The sequence below is a fragment of the Methylobacterium gossipiicola genome, assembly GCF_900113485.1.
GTDB classification, from domain to species: domain Bacteria; phylum Pseudomonadota; class Alphaproteobacteria; order Rhizobiales; family Beijerinckiaceae; genus Methylobacterium; species Methylobacterium gossipiicola.
In genome coordinates this window covers 21,696-45,077 of record NZ_FOPM01000029.1, presented here as the reverse complement: position 1 = coordinate 45,077, position 23,382 = coordinate 21,696, and the positions used below count along the sequence as shown (strand labels likewise).

General features: G+C 70.3%; 24 protein-coding genes. 12 read left to right on the top strand and 12 right to left on the bottom strand.

Annotated elements, in window-relative coordinates; translation table 11 throughout:
- Positions 1-2,658, bottom strand: a 2,658-nt coding sequence (locus tag BM249_RS18725; protein WP_091974855.1) for a DNA translocase FtsK, incomplete at its 3' end; no start/stop codon positions are given.
- Between the two features lie 173 nt (positions 2,659-2,831).
- Between BM249_RS18725 and BM249_RS18720 the strand changes: the two genes are divergently transcribed.
- From BM249_RS18720 to BM249_RS18710, 3 genes are all read left to right on the top strand, one after another.
- Complete coding sequence (locus tag BM249_RS18720; protein WP_177232460.1) at positions 2,832-4,895, top strand: NAD(+) synthase; 2,064 nt, start codon at positions 2,832-2,834, stop codon at positions 4,893-4,895.
- 121 nt (positions 4,896-5,016) lie between these two features.
- The gene (locus BM249_RS18715) at positions 5,017-5,244 is read left to right on the top strand and encodes a hypothetical protein (RefSeq protein ID WP_091974853.1); all 228 of its coding nucleotides are present in this window, start codon (positions 5,017-5,019) and stop codon (positions 5,242-5,244) included.
- Positions 5,245-5,343: 99 nt separating this feature from the next.
- A complete protein-coding gene (locus tag BM249_RS18710; RefSeq protein ID WP_091974852.1) occupies positions 5,344-5,751 on the top strand; it encodes a PilZ domain-containing protein in 408 nt (135 codons plus the stop codon).
- A 51-nt stretch (positions 5,752-5,802) separates the two neighbouring features.
- On the opposite strand, the gene BM249_RS18705 is transcribed toward BM249_RS18710, so the two are convergent.
- Positions 5,803-6,234 carry an HIT family protein gene (locus tag BM249_RS18705; protein WP_091974851.1) on the bottom strand — a complete coding sequence of 144 codons (432 nt, stop codon included), beginning with the start codon at positions 6,232-6,234 and terminating at the stop codon, positions 5,803-5,805.
- 215 nt (positions 6,235-6,449) lie between these two features.
- Here BM249_RS18705 and BM249_RS18700 point away from each other — a divergent pair, with 215 nt between their 5' ends.
- Positions 6,450-7,430 (top strand): cation diffusion facilitator family transporter, encoded by a 981-nt coding sequence (locus BM249_RS18700; RefSeq protein ID WP_091974850.1) that lies wholly within the window; start codon positions 6,450-6,452, stop codon positions 7,428-7,430.
- Between the two features lie 78 nt (positions 7,431-7,508).
- On the opposite strand, the gene BM249_RS18695 is transcribed toward BM249_RS18700, so the two are convergent.
- From BM249_RS18695 to BM249_RS18680, 4 genes are all read right to left on the bottom strand, one after another.
- The gene (locus tag BM249_RS18695; protein WP_091974848.1) at positions 7,509-8,003 is read right to left on the bottom strand and encodes a glutathione peroxidase; all 495 of its coding nucleotides are present in this window, start codon (positions 8,001-8,003) and stop codon (positions 7,509-7,511) included.
- Between the two features lie 27 nt (positions 8,004-8,030).
- Positions 8,031-9,290 carry a GNAT family N-acetyltransferase gene (locus BM249_RS18690; RefSeq protein ID WP_091974846.1) on the bottom strand — a complete coding sequence of 420 codons (1,260 nt, stop codon included), beginning with the start codon at positions 9,288-9,290 and terminating at the stop codon, positions 8,031-8,033.
- Between the two features lie 77 nt (positions 9,291-9,367).
- Positions 9,368-10,120 carry a glycerophosphodiester phosphodiesterase family protein gene (locus BM249_RS18685; RefSeq protein WP_091974845.1) on the bottom strand — a complete coding sequence of 251 codons (753 nt, stop codon included), beginning with the start codon at positions 10,118-10,120 and terminating at the stop codon, positions 9,368-9,370.
- The gene (locus BM249_RS18680) at positions 10,117-10,590 is read right to left on the bottom strand and encodes a RidA family protein (RefSeq protein ID WP_091974843.1); all 474 of its coding nucleotides are present in this window, start codon (positions 10,588-10,590) and stop codon (positions 10,117-10,119) included. The genes BM249_RS18685 and BM249_RS18680 overlap by 4 nt, the downstream gene beginning before the upstream one ends.
- Positions 10,591-10,839: 249 nt before the next feature.
- Here BM249_RS18680 and BM249_RS18675 point away from each other — a divergent pair, with 249 nt between their 5' ends.
- From BM249_RS18675 to BM249_RS18665, 3 genes are all read left to right on the top strand, one after another.
- Entirely contained in the window at positions 10,840-12,048 is a 1,209-nt protein-coding gene (locus BM249_RS18675; protein WP_091974863.1) for an aspartate aminotransferase family protein, read from the top strand.
- A 41-nt stretch (positions 12,049-12,089) separates the two neighbouring features.
- On the top strand, positions 12,090-13,043 hold the full coding sequence (gene argF, locus BM249_RS18670) for an ornithine carbamoyltransferase (protein ID WP_091974861.1): 954 nt from the start codon (positions 12,090-12,092) through the stop codon (positions 13,041-13,043).
- A gap of 139 nt (positions 13,044-13,182) precedes the next feature.
- Complete coding sequence (locus tag BM249_RS18665; protein ID WP_091974842.1) at positions 13,183-14,208, top strand: Hsp33 family molecular chaperone; 1,026 nt, start codon at positions 13,183-13,185, stop codon at positions 14,206-14,208.
- 7 nt (positions 14,209-14,215) lie between these two features.
- On the opposite strand, the gene BM249_RS18660 is transcribed toward BM249_RS18665, so the two are convergent.
- Genes BM249_RS18660 through apaG form a run of 4 tightly spaced genes read right to left on the bottom strand, consistent with a single transcriptional unit; the run spans position 14,216 to position 16,680 of the window.
- Positions 14,216-14,500, bottom strand: a complete 285-nt coding sequence (locus BM249_RS18660) for a YciI family protein (RefSeq protein ID WP_091974840.1) — start codon at positions 14,498-14,500, stop codon at positions 14,216-14,218.
- A 29-nt stretch (positions 14,501-14,529) separates the two neighbouring features.
- On the bottom strand, positions 14,530-15,114 hold the full coding sequence (speG, locus tag BM249_RS18655) for a spermidine N1-acetyltransferase (protein ID WP_091974838.1): 585 nt from the start codon (positions 15,112-15,114) through the stop codon (positions 14,530-14,532).
- Entirely contained in the window at positions 15,111-16,283 is a 1,173-nt protein-coding gene (gene argE / locus BM249_RS18650) for an acetylornithine deacetylase (RefSeq protein ID WP_091974836.1), read from the bottom strand. Before argE ends, speG begins: the two co-directional genes overlap by 4 nt.
- 4 nt (positions 16,284-16,287) lie before the next feature.
- A complete protein-coding gene (apaG, locus tag BM249_RS18645) occupies positions 16,288-16,680 on the bottom strand; it encodes a Co2+/Mg2+ efflux protein ApaG (RefSeq protein ID WP_091974834.1) in 393 nt (130 codons plus the stop codon).
- Between the two features lie 137 nt (positions 16,681-16,817).
- On the opposite strand from apaG, the gene BM249_RS18640 reads away from it, so the two are divergent.
- Together BM249_RS18640 and BM249_RS18635 are read left to right on the top strand one after the other, a co-directional pair.
- Positions 16,818-17,264: a hypothetical protein gene (locus tag BM249_RS18640; RefSeq protein WP_244528857.1), complete on the top strand. Its 447-nt coding sequence runs from the start codon at positions 16,818-16,820 to the stop codon at positions 17,262-17,264.
- Between the two features lie 185 nt (positions 17,265-17,449).
- Positions 17,450-18,526 (top strand): 2'-deoxycytidine 5'-triphosphate deaminase, encoded by a 1,077-nt coding sequence (locus tag BM249_RS18635; RefSeq protein ID WP_091974832.1) that lies wholly within the window; start codon positions 17,450-17,452, stop codon positions 18,524-18,526.
- A gap of 107 nt (positions 18,527-18,633) precedes the next feature.
- Here the strand turns inward: BM249_RS18635 and BM249_RS18630 are convergent, their stop codons facing one another.
- A complete protein-coding gene (locus tag BM249_RS18630) occupies positions 18,634-20,115 on the bottom strand; it encodes a sensor histidine kinase (RefSeq protein ID WP_091974830.1) in 1,482 nt (493 codons plus the stop codon).
- Positions 20,112-20,780 (bottom strand): response regulator, encoded by a 669-nt coding sequence (locus BM249_RS18625; protein ID WP_091974828.1) that lies wholly within the window; start codon positions 20,778-20,780, stop codon positions 20,112-20,114. The genes BM249_RS18630 and BM249_RS18625 overlap by 4 nt, the downstream gene beginning before the upstream one ends.
- 147 nt (positions 20,781-20,927) lie before the next feature.
- Here BM249_RS18625 and BM249_RS18620 point away from each other — a divergent pair, with 147 nt between their 5' ends.
- The 3 genes from BM249_RS18620 (at position 20,928) to BM249_RS18610 (ending at position 23,359) form a co-directional block, all read left to right on the top strand.
- On the top strand, positions 20,928-21,584 hold the full coding sequence (locus BM249_RS18620; RefSeq protein ID WP_091974826.1) for a DNA-binding protein: 657 nt from the start codon (positions 20,928-20,930) through the stop codon (positions 21,582-21,584).
- An 82-nt stretch (positions 21,585-21,666) separates the two neighbouring features.
- Complete coding sequence (locus BM249_RS18615; RefSeq protein WP_091974824.1) at positions 21,667-22,029, top strand: hypothetical protein; 363 nt, start codon at positions 21,667-21,669, stop codon at positions 22,027-22,029.
- Positions 22,030-22,441: 412 nt separating this feature from the next.
- Positions 22,442-23,359 (top strand): branched-chain amino acid ABC transporter permease, encoded by a 918-nt coding sequence (locus tag BM249_RS18610; RefSeq protein ID WP_091974822.1) that lies wholly within the window; start codon positions 22,442-22,444, stop codon positions 23,357-23,359.
- Positions 23,360-23,382: the final 23 nt, after the last annotated feature.

Here is a 23,382-nt window from a genome sequence, read left to right as displayed (position 1 = left end):
CATCTTCTTGTAGCGCTCCTCCATCTCGCGCACGGCCCATTTGAGGGCGATGACCGCCTTCTTCGGATCGGTGACGACGGGCGAGAGCAGATGCGGGATGCCGTCGTAGACGGAGAGTTCCAACATCTTCGGATCGACCATGATCAGGCGGCACTCCTCCGGCTTCAGCCGGTAGAGCAGCGACAGGATCATGGTGTTGATGGCCACCGACTTGCCCGAGCCGGTGGTACCGGCCACCAGCAGGTGCGGCATCCGGGCAAGATCGGCGATGATCGGCTCACCGCCGATGTTCTTGCCAAGACACAGGGCGAGCTTGTGCTTGCTCAGGCTGAAATCGACGGACGCCAGGAGTTCGCGCAGGTACACGGTCTCACGGGTGTCGTTGGGCAGCTCGATGCCGATGACGTTGCGGCCGGGCACCACGGCGACGCGGGCCGAGACGGCGGACATGGATCGGGCGATGTCGTCCGAGAGGGAGATGACGCGGCTCGACTTTGTCCCGGGGGCCGGCTCCAATTCGTAGAGCGTCACCACCGGACCGGGCCGCACGGCGAGGATGTCACCGCGTACGCCGAAATCCTGCACGGTCTGCTGGAGGTTGAGGGCGTTCTGCTCGAGGACGTCGGCATCGATCTCCTCGGTGCCGGTCGGATCGGGTTCGGCCAGGAGTTCGAGGGAGGGGTGCTCGTAATCCTCGTTCTCGACGAGGGACATGGAGATGTGACGCCCGGCGGCGATGAGGGTCGGGCGCTCGGGCAGAATGGCGCGCGGGATGTTCAGGACCGGGGCCAGGGGGGTGGCTTGGGGAGCTGCGACCTGGTGGGGGACGGCAACGGGTTCGGCCTCGGGCGCCACGGCGGCCAACGCGATCTCCTCGGACGAAGGCTGCTCTTGCGTCGTCACCACGGCTTCGGCCTCCGGCTCCGCCGAGACGGGTTCTTGAACGACGGGTTCGGGCATGGACGCGCCCTTGGGCGTGCGCAGGAGAACCGTCCGCGTCGGAATCACCGTGGGGACGAAAGCCGGTGCGGCAAAAGTCACCGGTTCGAGGAAGGCGGGGGCCGCGGGAGCGGTTTCTTCGGAGGCGGGCTCCTGAACGGAAGGCTCTTGGAAGACCTCCTCCGAATGAGCCTCAGGTTGGACGGCGATCTCGCCCTGGGCCTGCGGCATTGCCTCGGGCAGGAACGGCACGACGGCAACGAGCGGCTCCAGGGGGATGGCCTCCGGGGCAGGGGAGGGGGCCACGGGGATCCGGGCCGAGCGGATGGCCGCACGGGCGGCCATGGCGCTGAGCATGGGCGCGCGCGGTGCGGCGGCCGCCGGCGCGGCGGGCACCCGCACGGCGTTGTCCTGGCCATCGGCCGGGACCGGGGTCGCGGTCCGATCGAACTGAAGCAGGCGGTCGAGGACGTAGACCGGCGCGGGCGGCAGGAGCGCGAGCCCTGCCGGAGCGACATCCACGGGAGCGGCCACGACGGCCATGTCGGTGGTGGCCACGTCCGGGCTGGCCATGACCGAGATGGATACGTCCGGGATGAACGCGGCCTCGCCGTCGGCCGCGGGCAGGGTGACGACCTCGACGGCCTCGACGACCGGCACGATCTCGGAGGCCGATTCGACCTCAACGGCCTCGGCCCGGATCTCCGACCAGGCGTCGAGGGCGGCGCAATCCCGGTTGTCGAACCAGGCGTGGACCTCGGACCAGTCCGGCACGTCTTCCCAGTCGCGATCCTCCACGATGGGTTCGGCCGCGAGCACCTCAGGCTGGGCGATCACCGCCACCTCGGCGAGCTCCTCCGGCGCGGTCACGACGGGGGCGGGGACCGCCTCGTCCACGGCCGACAGCTCGAGGACCGGCGTCTCGGCGACGGGACTGGGCTGGCGGCGAGGGGGGCTGCGGAAGAATCGCACGCCTTCCGGCACCACGAAGGGCTGGCGCCACAGGGGCTCGGCGGCGGCGGCGGCGGCCTCGCGGGTCGCCTGCTCGATGGCTTCGCGTTCGATGGCCGCGAGGGCGGCGGCCTCGGCGGCGCGCTCCGCCTCGGCCTGAGCCCGCAGGGCCTCGGCTTCCGCCTCGGCTTTGGCGCGAAGGGCCTCGGCCTCGGCCAGGACGGCGCGCTCGGCGTCGAGGGCGCGCTGACGGCGCTCCTGCAGCACCGGATCGGGCGTGCGCGTGTAGCGGACGGCGGGGGCCGGCGCGGTGGTGGCGCGGGCCTGGATGCGCGGAACTTCGTCGGCCTCCGGCACGATGGCGGCGGGCCGGCGCGGTGTCCGGATCAGCACGCGGGGACCGGCTTCGCCCCCGGCGAACCCGTCCTCGCTGCGGGCCGCCGGCGTGGTCCGCGCCGGGATCATGTCGAGGGTGGCGCGGTCGTCGAACACGTGGTCGGGCCAGCCCTGCACGGCGGGTGGAATCCGGTAGGTGGGCTCGCGCCCGACCAAGGTCTGCGGGCTGGTCATCCAGCTCGGCACCGGCCGGGTGGCGGCCACGGTGTAGTCCGGGCGCTGCGGCGGGCCGGCGAGGCGGCGGGTGAGGGTGGCCCGCAGGTTCATGAGGCGATGCGCCAGGGCGCCGATGGACAGGCCGAGGCGGTCGCCGCCACGGACCGGACGCGAGGGATCGCGATGGGAATAGGGAAGCCGTCCCGATGCACGCATGATTGGCCGAATTGACTCGAAGCGGGTCCGCCGCCGGGAGGGGCGCGGTTCACGCCTGAGTTAGGACCATCGTCGTTAACAGACGCTTGCGGCGCCCGATGCTGGAGGCGGGAACCCCGGCGGGGTAGGATAGCGGCGCCTTCCAGCCGCCCGGAGCCACCCGCCCCTTGTCCATGCCCCCGGTCCAGCCCGTTTCCCCCGAGTCCTTCCGCTCGCTCTATACCCACGGCTTCGCCCGGGTCGCGGCCTGCACCGGGCGTAGCCATCCGGGCGACCCGGCGGCCAATGCCGAAGCGACCCTCGCCCTCGCCCGGGACTGCGACCGGCAGGGCGCGGCCCTGGCTGTGTTTCCCGAACTCGGCCTTTCCGGTTACGCCATCGAGGACCTGCTGCTGCAGGGCACGGTGCTGGACGCCGTGGCGGCGGCCGTAGAGACCGTGCGGGCGGGGTCGGAGCACCTGAGCCCGGTGCTCGTCATCGGCGCGCCCCTGCCCTGGCGGCACCGACTCTACAATTGCGCCCTCGCCCTCCACCGGGGCCGGGTGCTCGGGGTGGTGCCGAAGAGCTACCTCCCGAACTACCGGGAATTCTACGAGAAGCGCCACTTCGCCTCGGGCGTCGGGATCGTCGGCGAGACGATCCGGGTGGGGGAGGACACCGTGCCGTTCGGCACCGATCTGCTATTCGCCGCCGACGACCTGCCCGGCTTCGTCCTCGGCCTCGAGGTCTGCGAGGACCTCTGGGTCCCCGCCCCCCCCGGCATGGATCTGGCGCTCGCCGGGGCCACGGTGCTCGCCAACCTCTCGGGCAGCCCCATCACCGTCGGCCGGGCGGAGTCCCGCGCGCTCCTGTCACGCGCCGCCTCCATGCGGGGCCTCTGCGCCTACGTCTATGCGGCGGCGGGCTACGGCGAATCCACCACCGACCTGTCCTGGGACGGCCAGACCAGCGTCGACGAACTCGGCGAACGCCTCGCCGAGGGCCCGCGCTTCGCCCAGGACCCGGTCGTGACGATCGCGGACATCGATCTCGATCGCCTCGTCCAGGAGCGGCTCCAGGCCGGGAGCTTCGACGACAATGCCCGCGCCCGCGCCTCGGATTGGCGCCGGATCGGCTTTCGCCTCGATCCGCCCCGTGGCGATCTCGGCCTCCGGCGGCGAGTCGAGCGATTCCCGTTCGTGCCGGCCGATCCGGCGCGCCTCGCCCAGGATTGCTACGAGGCCTACAACATCCAGGTGGCCGGCCTCGCCCAGCGCCTGGAGGCGACGGGAACGAGCAAGGCCGTCATCGGCGTCTCGGGCGGCCTCGATTCCACCCACGCGCTCATCGTCGTCGCCAAGGCGTTCGACCGCCTCGGACTGCCGCGAAAAAACATCCTGGCCTACACCCTGCCGGGCTTCGCCACCTCCGACGAGACCAAGGCCAACGCCCATGCGCTCATGGCGGCGCTCGGCACCACGGCGCGGGAGATCGACATCCGCGACACGGCGACGAAGATGCTCGCCGAGATGGGGCATCCGTTCGGACGCGGCGAGGCGGTCTACGACGTCACCTTCGAGAACGTGCAGGCGGGCCTGCGCACGGACTATCTGTTCCGCCTCGCCAACCAGCAGGGCGGCCTCGTCATCGGTACCGGCGACCTGTCGGAGCTGGCGCTGGGCTGGTGCACCTACGGCGTCGGCGACCAGATGAGCCATTACGGCGTCAATGCCGGCGTGCCCAAAACCCTGATCCAGCACCTCATCCGCTGGGTCGTGGGCACGGGGCAGTTCACGCCGGACGTGAACGCCACCCTGGAGGCGATCCTCGGCACGGAGATCTCGCCCGAACTCGTGCCCGTGGCGGCGGGTACGCGCCCTCAGAGCACGCAGGACGCCATCGGCCCCTACGCCCTGCAGGACTTCAACCTGTTCCACATCCTGCGCTACGGGTTCCGCCCCGCGAAGATCGCCTTCCTGGCCCTCCACGCCTGGGGCGATGCCGGGGCGGGGGCCTGGCCGCCGGACTACCCGGTCGACGAGCGCGGGGCCTACGCCCTGCCGGAGATCCGCGCTTGGCTCGCCCTGTTCCTGAAGCGGTTCTTCGGCTTCAGCCAGTTCAAGCGCTCGGCCCTGCCCAACGGGCCGAAGGTCTCGGCCGGCGGCGCCCTCTCGCCGCGGGGCGACTGGCGCGCCCCCTCCGACGGCAGCGCGCGGGCCTGGCTGAACGACCTGGAGCGGACCGTCCCGAGGACCTGATGCCCGGCCGGCGGAAGGCCCCACGCGGCACGGTCTGTCGGTGTCGAAACGCACGCTGACACAGTCCCGTCCGAATGTATGGCTAAGACATTCGTCGGGCGGGCGATTCGGAGATTGACCGATGCAGAATTACAACGTTTTCTGCCTCAGATCCGTCGAGGGCCTGTGCTGCGCCGTGCCGGAGAGCCGCGCGGTGCCGCACTTCCTCGCCGGGGGACATTGGTCGTTCGGCGGCAAGCTCGACGAGTCCGCCGCGATCCCCGTGGAGTTCGATGACCGGGCGGCGGAGACCGCCGTACGCTTCAACGGCTTCTACCTCTTCCAGACGATGGACAGCCGCTTCCATTGATCCTGCATCCGCAGGGCGCGTCGCACAATCCGGCGATCATTCCTTAAGGCCCCTGTGACAGGGTCACGGCTCGCGAGCGGTGAACGGAGATCGCGCCCCATGTCGGAGCATCGCAGGGAAATTCGCCAGAGGACGTTCCTCAAGGGCCGGATCATCTTCAACAAGGGCGCATCGAGCATGGACTGCCTCGTGCGGGACATGTCGCCCTCCGGCGCGCGGCTCTCGCTCAGCGAGACCACGACCCTGCCCGACGCGTTCGAGCTCTACATCCCGCAGAAGGACAAGACCTACCGCTCGACTCTGGCGTGGCGTCGCCTCGACAGCATCGGGGTCACCTTCCAGGAGGAAGCCACCCCGGCCCCCGTCGCGGCGCCCGTCGACGATGCGGCATCCCTCGTCGCCCTCGTGCGCCGGGTGAGCGAACTCGAAGCCGAGAACGCCGCCCTGCGCCGCCTGCTGCTGACCACCCCCACCGCCCCGAGCGCGGGAGCCGCGAGCGCCGCCTGATCCGGTTTCGCCCCCCCCGCGGCCGGCGACGAACGCAGGGCGGGGCCGGGCTTAGCCGACGTCCAACACGGCACGGATCCGCGCCGCGTGGTCGGCGAGCATTCCCGAATCGGCCATGCCGCCGCTGTGCCGCCCGAGCGGGATGCCTTCGAAGCGCGGCAGGATATGGACATGAAGGTGGAACACCGTCTGTCCGCCGGCCGGTTCGTTGTACTGGAACACCGTCAGACCGTCGGCGGAAAACGCCGCCTTCACCGCGCGGGCGACGCGCTGCACCGTGGCCGCCACCGCCGCCAGGGACTCAGGGCTGGCGTCGAGGAGCCCCCGCGCCGGTGCCTTGGGGATCACCAGGGTATGGCCCTCCCCCTGGGGCATGACATCCATGAACGCGAGGGTGTGATCGTCCTCATAGACCCGGTGGGCCGGGATTTCGCCGCGTAGGATCTTGGCGAAGACGTTCTGGGGGTCATAGGCTGCGGTCACGCGGTCACGCTCCTGTCGGATGGTCGGGCCGCACGATGCCGAGACGCGCTCCGCGCGTCTACCATCCCATGGAAAGTCGCGCTGCGCGTCCACGCCCGGATGCAAAGACGCGCCGCGTCCGTCCGGCGCCGAAATCCGCTGAACCGTGGCCGTGGTCCGTGCGTTGCCGTGCCCGATGCCCGGACTTCTCCGGCACGCTCCCGGACGAGACCCGCATGGCCCACGAAAGCACCAGCGCCATTTACACCGCCGCGGGCGCCAACCTCGCCATCGCGGCCGCGAAGTTCGTCGGCGCCTTCTTCACCGGCTCCTCGGCGATGCTGGCCGAGGGCGTCCACTCCGTGGTGGACACGGCCAACCAGATTCTGCTGCTGGTAGGGATCAAGCGGGCGAAACGCCCGGCCGATGCCCTGCACCCGTTCGGCTACGGCCGAGAGATCTACTTCTACGCCTTCATCGTGGCGCTGTTCATCTTTCTCGGCGGCGGCGCCTTCGCGATCTACGAGGGCATCCACAAGCTGCACTATCCCGAGCCCGTCTCCGACGCGCACGTGTTCGGCCATACGATCCCTGGCCTGTGGGTGAATGTCGGCATCCTGGGCTTCGCCGTGCTCGCCGAAGGCTATTCCTGTGCCGTCGCCCTCAAATCGTTCTGGGCCGAGAAGGGCAGCCGCCCGCCGATCACCGCCATCCGCCGCAGCAAGGACCCGGCCCTGTTCACCGTCCTCGTCGAGGATGTCGCCGCCCTGATGGGCCTCGTGGTGGCGCTGTCGGGCGTGATCCTGGCGCATGTGCTCGACATGCCCGACCTCGACGGCTGGGCCTCCATCGCCATCGGGGCGATCCTCATCGGCATGGCGATCTTCCTGATGATCGAGACCCACGGCCTGCTCATCGGCGAAGCGGCGGACCCGGCCGTCGTCGCCGCCATCCGGGAGGTGGTGCGAACGGAGCCGGGCGTCCACCACGTCAACGCGGTGCTCACCCAGCACATGGGTCCGTCCGACATCCTCGTGAACGTCAGCCTCGACATGGACGACAACCTGAAGGCGGGCGCCATCGAGGCCATGGTCGGCCGCCTCGAAGCCAAGCTCAAGGCGCGCAGCCCCGACGTGACGCGGGTGTTCATCGAGATCCAGGCCAAGGAGCAAGGCGCGGAAGCAGCGGGCGCCAAACCCGTCGCCGCCGAGGCTTAGAGGGCCTCACGAAACTCCCGATGCCGGACGGTTCTCGCTCCGTGACCGACGGCGCCACGGGCGTTTTGTGAGAAACACTCAGGGCGCCGGCTCGGCGAGCGCCATCGCGATGGCCGCGTCGAGGTCGGCGGGCTTCGTCTTCGGGGCGTAGCGGGCGATCACTCGCCCGTCGCGTCCGACGAGGAACTTCGTGAAGTTCCACTTGATGCCGGTGAGGCCGAGGAAGCCGGGCTTCTGCCGCTTGAGATGATCGAAGACCGGATCGGCCCGTGGCCCGTTGACCGCGACCTTGGCGAGCACCGGGAAGGTCACGTCATAGGTGAGATGACAGAACCGGGCGATCTCGGCGGCGTCCCCCGGCTCCTGGGCACCGAACTGGTTGCAGGGAAACCCGAGCACCACGAGCCCGGCCGCACGGTAGCGCCGCCACAGATCCTCGAGCCCGGCATACTGACCGGTGAAGCCGCATTGCGACGCGGTGTTGACGATGAGGAGCACGTCGCCGCGATGCTGGGCGAGGGGATGGGGCGTGCCGTCGGCCGCGCGCGGAGCCAGGCTGTACAGGTCGGTCATCGAAAGCCTTCGGTCTTGTCCCGGCGATCAGACCGGCTCGTCGGGCACGACGTCGATCTCCCCGCGCCGGAACGGCGTCAGGGTATCGAGGGCGTCGGCGGCCTCGATGACGTGGGCGCGCTCGCGCTTGAGGTAGTCGGCCACGGCACGGCGTAGGGCCGGATCGGCGATGTCGTGGGCCGAGTGCATGAGCACCGGCCGGTAGCCCCGGGCGAGCTTGTGCTCGCCCTGCGCCCCGGCCTCGACCCGCTTCAGGCCGTGGGCGATGGCATAGTCGATGGCCTGATAATAGCAGACCTCGAAATGCAGGAAGGGATGGTCCTCGATGCAGCCCCAGTTGCGGCCGTAGAGGGCGACGTCGCCGATGAAGTTGATGGCACCGGCGATGATCCGGCCCTCGCGCCGGGCGAGGACGAGGAGCACCCGCTCCGGCATCCGGGCACCGACGAGATCGAAGAATTTGCGATTGAGGTAGGGCCGCCCCCATTTGCGTGCGCCGGTGTCGGAATAGAACGAGTAGAAGGCGTCCCAGTGCTCGGGCTTCAGGGCGTCGCCGGTGACATGCTCGATGGTGATGCCGTTGGCGAGTGCGTCCCGGCGCTCGCGACGGATCACCTTGCGTTTGCGCGAGGCCAGGGCCCCCAGAAAGTCCTCGAAGCTGGCATAGTCGGCATTGTCCCAGTGGAACTGCTGGTCGATGCGCTGGAGGAAGCCGAGCTCGCCGGCCTGCCCCCATTCGCGCTCCTGCATGAAGGTGACGTGGATCGAGGAGGCCTTCGTCTCGGCACGCAGGGCACGCAGGCCCGCGACGAGGGCGGAGGCCGCCTCGTTGACGTCCTGCCCCGGCGCGATGAGGAACCGCGCGCCCGTGACGGGCGTGAACGGCACGCTGACCTGGAGCTTCGGATAATAGGCGCCCCCCGCCCGCTCATAGGCATCGGCCCAGCCGTGATCGAACACGTACTCGCCCTGGCTGTGGGATTTCAGATAGCAGGGCGCGACGCCAACGAGGCGGCCTTCCCGCTCGACGGCAACATGGAGCGGCAGCCAGCCCGTGTGGCGGGAGACGCAGCCCGAATCCTCCAGGGCCGACAGGAAGGCGTGGGAGGTGAAGGGGTTGTGGGTCTCGTCCCCGGCCGACAGGGTCTCGGACGAGGTGGCGCAGGCATCCCACTCCGCCGCCGCGATCTGGCCGAGGCCCTGGACCGCGCGCACCCGCAATTCGGTCACGGTCTCGTCGGTCCCAGTCTCGGCCGGGGCGTCGGGGGCAGCGTCGGGCGTGTCCATGGATGGCGAATCTAGTCCCCGGCGGCGGAGGGGCCAAGGGTGGGCCGGGGCCGCGCACCGTCGCAGGGGTCGGATCGCTACGGGCGAAATCCCTCGAACACCATCTGATCGGCATGTGCCTCGGCGTGGCGGCGCTGATCGGGTGTGCGCACGGTCCAGGTCATCACCGGACGCCCGCCCAGGAGACGGCAGAGATGGACCGGGGCGCAGGGTAGGTCGTCGACGCGCCAGGACAGGAAATCCGGCTCGGTCTCGGCGAAATGCAGCAGGTCCGAGAGGGAGCGGCGCAGGCTCGGGGGCAGGGCGGCATAGGCCGGATCGTTCTGCCGGGTCTCCGCCACGATGCCGCGCGGGACGTCCGGCGCAAGGGTCCGCAAGGCGGCGACGAGTTGCGGGTCGAAGGATTTCACCGCCACGGGGCCGTCATAGGTTCGCGCGAGGTCGGCCACGCGCTGGACGAGGCGCAGGTCGCCATCGTAGCGCGACTTCACCTCGATCACGAGGGGTGTGCGTCCCGCGATGGCCCCGAGGAAGGCCGGCAGGGTCGGGATACGCTCGGCCGAGCCCGCGACGGGAAGATCCGTCAGGGCGGCGGCCGAGAGGGCCTCCACCGGGTCCGACGCCTCGGTCAGGCGACCGAGGGCGGGATCGTGGAACACCATCGCCTCGCCATCGGCGCTGCGCTGCACGTCGCACTCGATGGCATAGCCCCCCGCGACCGCAGCTTGCGCGGCCACGATCGTGTTCTCCGGCACCCCGGCCGCCCGGTCGTGCAGGCCGCGATGGGCGATGGGCCGCGCGTTAAGCCAGGCCGGGGCGTTGACGCTCATTTGACCTCGAAAATCGCCTCCACCTCGACGGCGGCGTCGAGGGGCAGTTCGGCGACGCCGACGGTGGAGCGGGCGTGCCGTCCCCGGTCGCCCAGCACCGCCACCATGAAGTCGGAGGCGCCGTTCATGATGCCGGCGAGGCCGGCGAAGCTCGGCACGGCGTTGATGAAGCCGCCCAGCCGTACGCATTGCACCACGCCGTGGTCGAGGTCGCCCACCGCCGCCTGGACCTGAGCCAGGACATTGATGGCGCACAGGCGCGCGGCGGCGATGCCGCTCTCCACCGACACCTCGGCGCCGAGCTTGCCCACATGGGCGGGATCGAGCTTGCCGTCGGCCGAGAAGCAGATCTGGCCCGAAATCACCACGAGGTTGCCGGTGCGGACGAACGGAACGTAGTTCGCCACGGGGGCCGCCGCTTTCGGCAGGGTGAGGCCGAGGGCCTCCAGACGTTCCTTGGCCGTGCTCATCCGGTCGCATCTCCCCGTCGGTTGTTCCGTGGCGGCTCTGACCATGTCCGCACGCGGCACGCAAGCCACGTCGGGCCTCGTGCCCGAGAAGCGTAGCGGAGTCTCGTGTCGGCTGCGTGAACCCCGCCCATGATTGACAGAATTGACGTTTTCTCTAGTAATCGCGCGCGTGCCGCCCCCTTGTCGAGGCGGCACTTTCATTTGGTGCGGCTGCCCTCGCGCGCCGCCACGCGACACGGAGTCGGGATCGTGACATCCGCCCTTCTGCCGACCTATGCCCGCGCCCCCATTGCCTTCGAGCGCGGCGAGGGTGCCTGGCTCGTGACGCGCGACGGCGAGCGATACCTCGATTTCGGGGCCGGCATCGCGGTGAATGCCCTGGGCCACGCCCACCCACACCTCGTGGAGGCGCTGACCACCCAGGCCCAGAAGCTCTGGCACACCTCGAACCTGTTCGAGATTCCGGAGGGCGAACGGCTGGGCCGGCGCCTCGTGGACGCGACCTTCGCGGACGTGGCGTTCTTCGCCAATTCCGGCGCCGAGGCCAACGAGGCCGCCATCAAGATGGCGCGCAAGTACCATGCGGCAGGCGGACACCCCGAGCGGTTCCGGATCATCACCTTCGAGGGCGCCTTCCATGGGCGGACCCTCGCCACCATCGCGGCGGGGGGCCAGGCCAAGTACATCGACGGCTTCGGCCCGAAGGTGGACGGGTTCGATCAGGTGCCGACGGGGGATTTCGACGCCCTCGAGGTCGCCATCGGCCCTGAGACCGCCGCCCTGATGATCGAGCCGATCCAGGGCGAAGGCGGCCTGCGGGTGATCCCGCACACCGACCTGCGCCGCCTGCGCGCCCTGTGCGACCAGCATGGCCTGCTCCTCATCATGGACGAGGTCCAGACCGGCGTCGGGCGCACGGGCCGTCTGTTCGCCCACGAATGGTCGGGGGTGACGCCCGACATCATGAGCGCGGCCAAGGGCATCGGCGGCGGCTTTCCCCTGGGCGTCTGCCTTGCCACGACCGAGGCCGCGCGCGGCATGACGGCCGGCACCCACGGCACCACCTTCGGCGGCAATCCCCTGGCCATGGCGGTGGGCAACGCCGTGCTCGACGTGGTGCTGGGCAACGGCTTCCTCGCTCGAGTCGAGGCGCTCGGCCTACGCCTGAAGCAGAGCCTCGCCGCCCTGCGGGACAGCCATCCCGACGTGATCACGGAGGTTCGCGGCGAGGGCCTCATGCTCGGTCTGAAGCTCGCCGTGCCGAACACCGAATTCGTCGCCGCAGCGCGGGACGGGCACCTCCTGGTGATCCCGGCGGGCGACAACGTCGTGCGCCTGTTGCCGCCCCTCATCGTCACCGATGTGGATGTGGCGGAGGCCGTGGCACGCCTCGATGCGACGGCGACCCGCCTCGAAGCCGAGAAGCTCGCCCCGAAGAGACAGGGAGCGGCGGCGTGATGGCCGGCTCCACGACGAACCGTCAGACGAAGAACGGACCCATGACCACCACCCTCAACGGGACCGGACCCGGCCCGCGCCACTTCCTCGACCTCAAGGATTTCTCGCCCCAGGAACTGCGCACGGTGCTGGATGCCGCCGCTGCCATCAAGGCGCGCCGGCGCAAGGGCGAGGTGGCGACCGAGCGGCCCCTCGTGGGCAAGACCCTCGCGATGGTGTTCGACCGGCCCTCCACCCGCACCCGGGTGTCGTTCGACGTCGGCATGCGCGAACTCGGCGGCGAGACCCTCATGCTGACGGGCAGCGAGATGCAGCTCGGCCGGGGCGAGACCGTTGGCGACACCGCCCGCGTGCTGTCCCGCTACGTCGACGCGATCATGATCCGGATCCTCGACCACGACCTCATGCTCGAACTCGCCGAGCACGCCACCGTGCCGGTGATCAACGCCCTCACCAAGGTGTCGCATCCCTGCCAGATCATGGCGGACGTCCTGACGTTCGAGGAGCACCGCGGCCCGATCAAGGGCCGTACCATCGCGTGGTCGGGCGACGCCAACAACGTCCTGGCGAGCTGGGCCCACGCCGCCGCGCGGTTCGACTTCACCCTCAACGTCGCCGCGCCGCCGGAGCTCTCGACGCCGCAGCCGCTCCTCGACTGGGCGCGGGCGCAGGGCGCCACGATCAACGTCACCACCGACCCGTTCGAAGCCGTGGCCGGCGCCGACGCCGTGGTGACGGATTGCTGGGTGTCGATGGGCGACGAGGACGACACCCACCGTCACAACCTGCTCTCGCCCTATCAGGTGAATGCCAAGCTCATGGCGGCGGCGGCCAAGGACGCCCTGTTCATGCACTGCCTGCCGGCCCATCGCGGCGAGGAGGTCACGGCCGAGGTGATCGACGGTCCGCAATCGGTGATCTTCGACGAGGCCGAGAACCGCCTGCATGCCCAGAAGGGCATCCTGGCCTGGTGCCTGCACGCGCCCGGCCTGTAGGAACGGGCGTATCCGTCGGCGGGGACGCGACACGCGGCCCCCGTCGCGCGGCCCGGACTCGCATCCTATATGAGGGGCTGAGCCGGACGCGGCCGTGCCGGGCGACACTCCCGTGCGCAGCCCTTCGCGTCCGAAGGAGATGCCAGTGACCGCCGAATCCGAACATTCCGCCAGACCCGCAGCGCAAGCCCCCGTCATTGAGGGCGCCGACGATGTGGTGCTGCCCTTCGCGGTGGAAGCCCTCGACGTGCGCGGCCGGGTGGTGCGCCTCGGCCCGTCCGTCGACACCATCCTGCGCCGCCACGGCTATCCCGACCCGGTGGCGCGGCTGCTGGGTGAAGCGGCGGCGCTCACGGTGCTCCTCGGCTCGTCCCTGAAGTTCGAGGGTCGGTTCCAGCTCCAGACCAAGACCGACGGTCCCGTCGAGATGATCGTGGTCGATTTCGAGGCGCCCGACCGGGTGCGGGCCACGGCGCGGTTCGATGCCGGACGGGTCGAGGCTTTGGGCGCCGCGCCGGTGAAGAACCCGGACCTGATGGGGCAGGGGTACCTCGCCATGACCATCGACCAGGGGCCGCAGAGCAGCCGCTACCAGGGCGTCGTCGCCCTCGAAGGCCAGAGCCTGGAAGAGGCGGCCCACCAGTATTTCCGCCAATCGGAGCAGATCCCGACGCAAGTCCGCCTCGCCGTCGCGGAGGAGTTCGCGGGCGGGACCACGACCTACCGTGCGGGCGGCCTCCTCGTGCAGTTCCTGCCCCAATCCATCGACCGGGCGCGTCTGGCCGACCTGCCGCCCGGCGATATCCCCGAGGGGCACGCCCTCCTCGATGCGCAGGGGGGCGGCGAGGACGATGCCTGGGTCGAGGCCCGCAGCCTCGTCTCCACCATTGAGGACCACGAACTCGTCGATCCGGCGGTGTCGTCCGAGACCCTGCTCTACCGCTTGTTCCACGAACGCGGCGTGCGGGTGTTCGAGGCACAAGGGGTGCGCGAACAGTGCCGATGCTCGCCCGAGCGCGTCATGGCGATGATCGTCTCGTTCTCCCCTCAGGAACGCCGCGACATGATCGCGGACGACGGCCGCATCGGCATCACCTGCGAGTTCTGTTCGCGGCGCTACGACCTCGACCCGGCGGAAGTCGAGGCGCAGGCCGCCGTCGGTTGAGGGCGGATCAGCCCTTCAGGGCGTCCAGCCCCGCGACCGCCGTGGTCACGTCGATCTCGGTGATCGTGAAGTCGGCGATGCCGTGCACGCGGAACGGGTCGGCCTCGACATAGGCCTCGATGGCTTCGCGGGGCCCGCGCGCGAAAATCACCCCGCCGGTTCGCGGCACCTTGCGGCCAGAGGCGAGGAAGCCGTGCTCGGCATAGCCCCGCTTCACCCAGGCCATGTGCGCCTCCATGTGGCGGTCGGCCTCCTCGGTGCTTTTGACGTAGGTGAGCGCGATGACGATCATGCCGGTCGGTCTTTCGTAAGGGACGGCCCTCAGGCCTTCAGAACCGGCTCGGCAATCTCGCCGCTGCCGCGCCGGGCGAGGTAGGCCGGCTGGAACAGGCACATCCGCACGGCGTCGCGGTACTTGCCGTTGACGAAGAACTCGTCCTTGAGGATGCCCTCCGGAACGAAGCCGCAGCGCTCGTAGATCCGCACGGCCCGGGCGTTGTCCTTGTCCACGTGCAGGTAGAGCTTGTGAATGTTGAGCACGCTGAAGGCGTAGTCCATGGCGATGCGGGTGGCGCGCGGCGCGTAGCCCTGGCCCTGGAAGGCCGGATGGATCGCGATCTGGAATTCGCAGCGCCGGTGGAGGTGGTTGATCTCCACGAGCTCGACGAGGCCGGCGGGCGCCCCCTCCGCCGTGGCGATGATGAAGCGCCGCTCCGTCTGGTTGTGGATGTTGCGCTCGTAGAGCTGCGCCAGTTCGGCGAAGGATTCGTAGGCCTCCTCGAACCAGTAGCGCATGATGCTGTCGTTGTTGTTGAGCTGATGCACGAACATCAGGTCTTCGCGCTCGAGGGGGCGAAGCTTCACCGGGCCGTCGGCCGCGATGGTACGGGTGGTGACGGGACTCACGGGACGACACACTCGGAAATCAGGCGACGCATGAAGGCTTCGCCGGCGGCCAGGGCCGCCAGGGTGATGAACTCGTCGGGCTGGTGTGCCTGGTCGATGGAACCGGGCCCGCACACCACCGTGGGGATGCCGGCGACCTGGAAGCGTCCGGCCTCCGTGGCATAGGGCACCGAGACCGTGTGGTTGCGCCCCGCCACCCGCAGGGCGAGGCGCTCGGCCGCCGAGCCGGGCTCCGGCGCGAGGCCCGGAACCGCGACCTCCTCCAGGGTCTCGATGCGCCCGTAGTCCCCGTAGCGGTTGAGCCGTTCGGCGAGCACGCGCTGCACCTTCGCCTGGAAGAGGGCGGGGATTTCCCCCATGTCGAGGTCGGGCAGACCCCGGAACTCCCAGTGGAAGGCACAGAGCTTCGGCAGGATGTTGCGGGCCGTGCCGCCCGACATGGTGCCGACATGGACGGTGGTGGAGGGCGGATCGAACCGGCCGGATGCATCGCCCCGCGCGATCATGAGGTCTGCGATGCGGTTGAGTTCCGACACGAGATCGGCCGCCGCCATCACGGCATTGGCGCCAAGCATCGGTTTGGCCGAATGCGCCTCGTGGCCGTGCACCGTGGTGAGGTAGGTGACGATGCTCTTGTGGGCGTCCGCCACCTCGAGATCCGTAGGTTCGCCCACGATGACGGCGCCCGGACGCGGCAGGTCGGCGCCGAACCGCGCGATGGTGTCGGCGACGCCGAGGCAGGTGGTCTCCTCGTCGTAGGACAGGAGGATGTGGATCGGCCGCACGAGGGGGGCGGCGAGGAAGTCCGGCACCGCCGCCAGGGCCAGAGCGCAGAAGCCCTTCATGTCGACGGCGCCGCGCCCGTAGGCGCGCCCATCCGCCACCCTCAGGGTGAACGGGTCCGTGCTCCAGGCCTGCCCCGTCACCGGCACCACGTCGGTGTGGCCCGACAGGACGACGCCGCCGTCGATCCTCGGACCGATCGTGGCGAACAGGGCGGCTTTGTCGCCCTGGGCATTGGGAATCCGCACGAAGGGCACACCAAGCCCGTCGAGGTATCCAGAGACGAAGTCGACGAGGGCGAGGTTCGATTTCGAACTCTCGGTGTCGAACGCGACCAGCTGCGCCAGGAGGTCGAGGACAGCCTGGCTCGGAACGTCGCCGGGCATCGCCTTAATGGACGCTGCGGCGGACGTGGGGCGAATCGAGGGAGAAGGCGGGGATCTCGGCCTCGAAGCTCTCACCGGCATTCGTCGCCATGGTGTAGCTGCCGGCCATGACGCCGTCAGGCGTCGTGAGGGGGCAGCCGCTGGTGTAGCTGAACGACTCGCCGGGATCGAGCACCGGCTGCTTGCCGACGACGCCGGCGCCGCGCACCTCCTGCGTCGCCCCGCGCCCGTCGACGATGCGCCAGTGGCGCGAGCGCAGCTGCACCTGCTCGGAGCCGTTGTTCACGATCTCCACGGTGTAGGCGAAGAAATAACGGCTCTCGTCGGGCGAGGATTCCTCCTCGACGAAACGGGGCATGACCGTCACGCTGATCCCGCGCGTCTGAGCCTTGTACATCGCCTTCCACGCCTCCGTGATCCGCCCGAGCGCGGCGCGCAGCTTTCCAGCGGGGCGCGCGACAAGCTCAGGGCGCCGTGGTACGGCCCGGCGAAAACCGCGTCAATCGTGGCGAATACGGGGAGACCCGTGCACACATGAGGACCATCCGCGTGGTCGACGAGACCGTCTCGCGTTTTTCCAGCATCCTGCCGAGGCCGGGCCGGCTCCTGGGACCGCTCGCCGGCCTGATCATGGCCGGACTCGCGGGCGCCTTCGCGTGGCGCGCGCCCGAGGTGAACGGCTGGGCGGCCGCCGCCCTCCTCGCTGCCCTTTTCCTCGACGCGGCCGCGCGCCTCGTCGGACGCCGGGTCGCGCGCCGCATCGGGCCGGCCCCCCGCATGGTCGGGATGCCGTCGGTGGTGCTCGCCGTCGGACCGGGGGCGGGCGTCGGCGCCGTGCTGTTCGGCCTCGGGCTCGCCGCGTGGCCGGCGGGCTTTCCGGTGCTGGCGAGTGCCATGGCGGGGCTCATCGCCATGGGGGCGCTGGCCCGCCTCGCCCTCGCGCGGATCGTCCTCGCGACCCCACGGGAGCCGGAGGCTTAGCGGCTCTCACACGACTCCCGCCCCTGGACGGTTCTCGTCCTGCAGACGACGGTGCAGCGGGAGTTTTGTGAGGGACACTTAACCCCACCTTAGGCCGTTCGCCCGACACTGATGCGGATGCCGCCGATGCTTCGCGAACGAGGCGCCCGGTCGCGCGCGGCCAAGCCCCGAGGAGACCGGACGCCATGCAGAACACGGGAATTCTGGCCGCCCAAGGCATCGCGGCCCTGACCCGGGCCGGGGCGATCCGGCCCGATACGCCTTACGCCCCCGACCAGATCCAGCCGGCGAGCCTGGATCTGCGCCTCGGCGCCCGGGTGTTCAGGGTGCGTACGAGCTTCCTGCCCGGCGCCCGCACGGTGCAGGCCTGCATCGACGCCTTCGCGCTCCACGAGATGGACCTGACGCGCGGCGCCGTGCTGGAGACGGGCTGCGTCTACATCGCCGAATTGCAGGAACACCTTGCCCTGCCGGCCGACCTCGCGGCCAGCGCCAACCCGAAGAGTTCGACGGGACGGATCGACGTGTTCACCCGCGTCATCACGGACCGAGGCACGGCCTTCGATGGGGTCGAGGCCGGCTATCACGGCCCGCTCTACGCCGAGATCTCGCCGCGCACCTTCCCGGTGATGGTGCGCACGGGCTCGCGCCTGTCGCAGATCCGCTTCCGCCGGGGCGAGCCGCGCCTGACGGACGCGGAACTCGCGGCCCTGCACGCGGCGACGCCCCTCGTCGATGCGGGCCAGCCGTCGTTCCAGGGCGGCATCGCCGTCTCCATCGATCTCGCCGGCTTCGACGGCCTCATCGGCTACCGGGCCAAGCGCCACACCGGCCTCGTCGATGTCGACCGGCCGGGCGCGCATCGCACCGCCGCGTTCTGGGAGCCGCTCGCCGCCGACGGGTCGGGCGCGCTCATCCTCGATCCGGGGCAGTTCTACATCCTCGCCTCCAAGGAAGCCGTGCAGGTGCCGCCGGACCACGCCGCCGAGATGGTGCCGTTCGATCCCCTCGTCGGCGAGTTCCGGGTGCATTACGCCGGCTTCTTCGATCCGGGCTTCGGCTTCGCCGGGGCCGGCGGGGCAGGGGCTCGCGCCGTCTTGGAAGTGCGCTCCCGCGACGTGCCGTTCCTCTTGGAAGACGGCCAGATCGTCGGCCGCCTCGTCTACGAGCGCATGGCCGAAATCCCGGCCACCCTCTACGGCGCGGGCGCGGGCTCCAATTATCAGGCCCAGGGCCTGAAGCTCTCGAAACACTTCGCCTGAAAAGCGGGTCTCGAAGGGCTTGCCCTCCGCGGGTCCAGGGCTGGCTCTGGCTCTTCGTCGGGCTCCGCCCGACCCCCGCCGAAGGGCTTGCCCTTCGGAATCCCGTTTCAGACCGGGAGCGTGAGGGCGGCGCGCAGGCCGCCGAGGCCCGAGCGGTCGAGGTGGAGGCCGCCGCCGTAGAGTTCGGCCAGTTCCTGGGTGATCGACAACCCGAACCCGTTCCCCGGTACGGTCTCGTCGAGGCGTCGACCGGGCCGGACCGCCTCGGCGGCGGCCTCCGGGGCGAGGCCCGGCCCGTCATCCTCCACGGCGACGACGAGGCCGGCTTCCGACGCTGCGGCGCTGATGCGGACATAGCCCCGGCACCACTGACAGGCATTGTCGATGAGGTTGCCGAGCATCTCGTCGAGGTCCTGGCCGTCGCAGGCCACGGCCGCCCCCGCCGGCAGGCTGACGTCGAGGACGAGGCCCTTCTCCGAATACAGCCGCGCGAAGGTGGTGCGGAGATCCGCGACGGGTTCGGCGAGCGGCGTGCGGGTCCGGGTGGCGCCCCCCAGCGCCCCCGCGCGGGCGCGGCGGAGATGATGACGCACCTGCCGGTCCATGGAGGCGACGAGGTTGGCGAGCACGCCGTCCGGGTCGCGGGTCCGGTCGGACAGGGCGAGGGTCAGGGTGGCGAGGGGCGTCTTCAAGCCGTGGGCGAGGTTGGCCACATGGGTGCGGGCGCGCTCGAGATTGGCCGCGTTCTGGTCGAGGAGGGCATTGACCTCCTCGACCAAGGGCCGGATTTCCGCCGGCTGCTTGCCCGGCACGCGGTCCCGCTCCCCGGCCCGCACCGCCGCGAGGTCCCGGCGCAGGCGCTCCAGGGGCCTTAGGCCGAGGCGCACCTGGGCCAGGGTGCCGGCCACGAGGCTCACGCCGAGGATGCCGAGGATGAGCGCCAGGGCGCCGCCGGCCTCGCGCAGGGGGCCGCGCAGGGCGGCGGCCGGCGCCGAGGCGACGAGGACGGTGGGCGGCCCTGGCCCCTCAGCCGGCAGGACGAGGACGCGGAGGATCAGGCTCTCGCCCCAGGGGCCGGTTCCGTCGGCCGGGCGCGGTTGATCCGAACCGCGCGGCCCCTCGGGGCTCGCCTGCGCGGCGAGGTCGCGGCCGTCGAGGCTTCCCGAGCGCAGGACCTGTCCGCCCCGGCGGACCTGCCAGTACCAGCCGGCCCGGTCACGGTCGAAGGGGGGACCGTCGAAGTCGCGCGACAGGCGCAAGGCTCCGCCTGGACCGCGTTCGAGGCCTGCGCCAAGGGCGACGAGCTGGCTGTCGAGGCGGCTGTCGAGCTGCCCCCGGACGAAGCGGTGCAGGACGAGGCCGATGGCGACGCCCGCCACCACCAAGGCTGCGGTGATGAGCACGAGGGCGGCGGCGAGGAGCCGGCGCTGCAGCGACCCCGGATGGAGCGGCCCCGGCGGCCGCCCGGGCTTCGGTGAGTCAGATTTCGGAGTCTCGGTCTTCGGAACCACGGGCTGCGGAGGCCGGTGTTCCGGTGGGGCAGGGCGCTCGGGCTTTTCGCGATGGGCCTCCGGACTGGGCGCTCTCATGCCGCCTCGCCCGGCATCAGCCGGTAGCCGTGGCCGCGCACGCCCTCGATGCGGGCCGGGGCGATCTTGCGGCGCAGGCGCGTGATGATGACCTCGACGGAGTTCGAATCGACGTCGGCGTCTCCATCATAGACCCGCTCGATGAGCTGGCCCCTGGGCACCACCCCGTCCTTGCGCAGGATGAGGCAGGACAGCACGCGCCATTCGAGACCCGTCAGCTTCAAGGGCAGGCCGTCGCGCTCGAAGGTGCCGAGCCCGGAATCGTACGTGAGGGGACCGCAGACCACGCGGTTCGCCCCGTGGGCGGTGGCGCGCCGCACCAGGGCGCGCAGACGGATCACGAGTTCCTCGACCCGGAACGGCTTCACCAGGAAGTCGTCCGCCCCCGCCTTGAACCCCGCCACCTTGTCGCTCCAGCCGTCGCGGGCCGTGAGGATGAGCACCGGCACCGTCCGGCCCTCCGCCCGCCACGCCTGCAGCACCGCGATCCCGTCGCGCTTGGGCAGGCCGAGGTCGAGCACCACGGCATCGTAGGTCTCGGTCTCGCCGAGATGCTGGCCGTCCTCGCCGTTCACGGCGTGATCGAGGGCGAAGTTCTCCGCACGCAACGCCTTGGCGATCTCGGCGGCGAGGGGCGCGTCGTCCTCCACGAGCAGGATTTTCATGCGGGCGGGGGTCCTGGGCTGAGTGAAGGGGCGAGCTACGCCCGGCGGATAAACCGGGGCTGAACCGCCCGGTTCAGATCGGATTGGAGGCGGCCCCCTAGAACGGCGTCAACCCGAGAGGGCAACGCAGACGAAGGACCCGACACCGTGACCACATCGAACACCATCGACGGCACCGCCACCGACCTCACCCCGAAGCCCACGAAGCGCTCGAACCGCCGCGCCTGGATGGCGGGCGCCATCGCCGCCCCCCTCGCCTTCGGCGCCGTCGGCCTGTCGCTGGCTCAGAACAACGCCGCGACGCTGACTCCCGTCGCCCCCGTGGCGATCTCGGCCCTGAAGCCGTCGGCCGCCATCGCCGCCAAGGGCGAGGTCGCCGAAATCTACGGCAACAAGTTCATCGTGCAGGACGGTTCCGGCAAGGCCCTGGTGGAGACGGGCCGGGCCGGCGAGGGCGGAACCCTGGTGAAGGCCGGCGAGGCCGTGACCGTCCAGGGCCGGTTCGAGAACGGCTTCCTCCACGCCATGGTCATCACCCGCGCCGATGGCAGCCGGGTGGTGGTCGGCCCCGCCGGCGGTCCGCCCCCCGGCACCCTCGACTGGGCGAAGGATAAGGTCGGCCTCGGCCCCAAGGCCGACGTGCCGACCCTGACGGCCCTCGTGGAAGCCGCTGGATATTCCGACATCCGTGTCCTGGGTCAGGGACCGCGCCACCTCGACGTGGCGGCACGGGGCGCCGACGGCCGCGAGCGCCAGCTCCATGTCGGCTTCGACGGACGGGTGCGCGAGACGCGCGTGTTCTGAACCCGCCGACTGGCTTCGCGTTCTTAACCCCCGGTTGCCCGTTGCCCGAAGGGGCCGGGCACCCTCATCGAGAGAGCCTCCCATGACCAAGACCATCGCCCTGTTGAGCGCGGCCGCGATACTCGTGACGTCCGCCGCCGTGGCCCAGCCCGCACCGCCGCCGCCCGGCGGCCCGAGGCCCGGACCGGAGGCCGGCGCGCCCTCGCCGCCCCCGCCGCCGGGCGGCCCCCAGGCCGGACCGCGCGGACCACGTGGCGGCCCGGACGCGCCTCCGCCGCCGCCCAAGGCCGCGCAGTTCCGCCTGGAGCGAGGCGACACCGCCCTCGACGTGAAATGCGCCGCCGACGAGTCCATGCGGGCCTGCGCCGACATCGCCGTTCAGCTCCTGGACAAGCTCGCGGCCATGCCGGTTCCCCCGCCGCCCGCTCCGAAACCCCGCGACTGATCGGCCGCGATCCGGAGGGGCGGCGTCAACGGCCACCCCTCCAACTTGGAACCAGAGGTTGAAGGCTTCCACGGCGACACGAAAGAGCCCTGCGACCGTTCGCCCATGACGATGTGGCAACCTCGATTGCCTGAGAGACTGCCGGCCTCCGCAAGGGGCGCTGGCGCGAACAGGGTGATTACGTTGGTGGACACCGACAACGACGGCCCCCTCGACGCCGAAGAACTACGGTCTGGCACCCTGTGCCGGGCCGTTTCCGTTTCAGGCGGCGGCGACCGTCCGGGAACGTCGCGTGACGAGGATTGACCGCTGCCCCGCATTCGGACCATGCCAAGCTGGCACGCCCTTCGCGAGGCAGTCCGCTGAAAAGACGGTCGGCGCCACGAGGGCGGCAGGTTCCGGAAAGGCGCCCATGGAATTCTTCGCCCAGCAGTTCATCAACGGGCTGACGCTCGGATCGATCTACGGCCTGATCGCACTGGGCTACACCATGGTGTTCGGCATCATCGGCATGGTGAACTTCGCCCATGGCGACGTCTTCATGCTCTCGTCCTTCATCGCGCTGATCTTCTTTCTCATCCTCACGACGTGGCTCGGCCTCACTTCGGTGGCCCTGGTGTTCCTCGTTGTGCTGATCCTCGCCATGGTGCTCACCGCCCTGTGGGGCTGGGCCATCGAGCGCGTGGCCTACCGGCCCCTGCGGGGCTCGTTCCGGCTGGCCCCCCTGATCTCGGCCATCGGCGTGTCGATCTTCCTGTCGAACTTCGTGCAGGTGGTGCAGGGCGCGCGCAACAAGCCGGTGCCGCCGCTCGTCCGCGACGTCATCGTTCTCTACCAGAACGAGCAATACACCGTGACCCTGTCCTACAAGCAGGCGATCATCATGACGACGACGGCGCTGCTCCTCGCCGGCTTCTGGTACCTCGTGCAGCGCACGCCGTTCGGCCGGGCCCAGCGCGCCTGCGAGCAGGACCGGCGCATGGCCGCGCTGCTGGGCATCAACGTCGACCGCACGATCTCCCTGACCTTCGTGCTCGGGGCCGCGCTCGCCGCCGTCGCCGGTACCCTCTACCTCCTGTATTACGGCGTGGTCTCGTTCTCGGACGGGTTCGTGCCGGGCGTGAAGGCGTTCACGGCGGCGGTGCTCGGCGGCATCGGCTCCCTGCCGGGGGCCGTGCTCGGGGGCCTGATCATCGGCCTCATCGAGACGTTCTGGTCGGCCTACTTCTCAATCGAGTACAAGGACGTGGCCGCGTTCCTGATCCTGATCGTGGTGCTCATCTTCAAGCCGTCCGGCATCCTCGGACGCCCCGAAGTGGAGAAGGTCTAGCGTGGCGCAAGGTTCGACCCAAC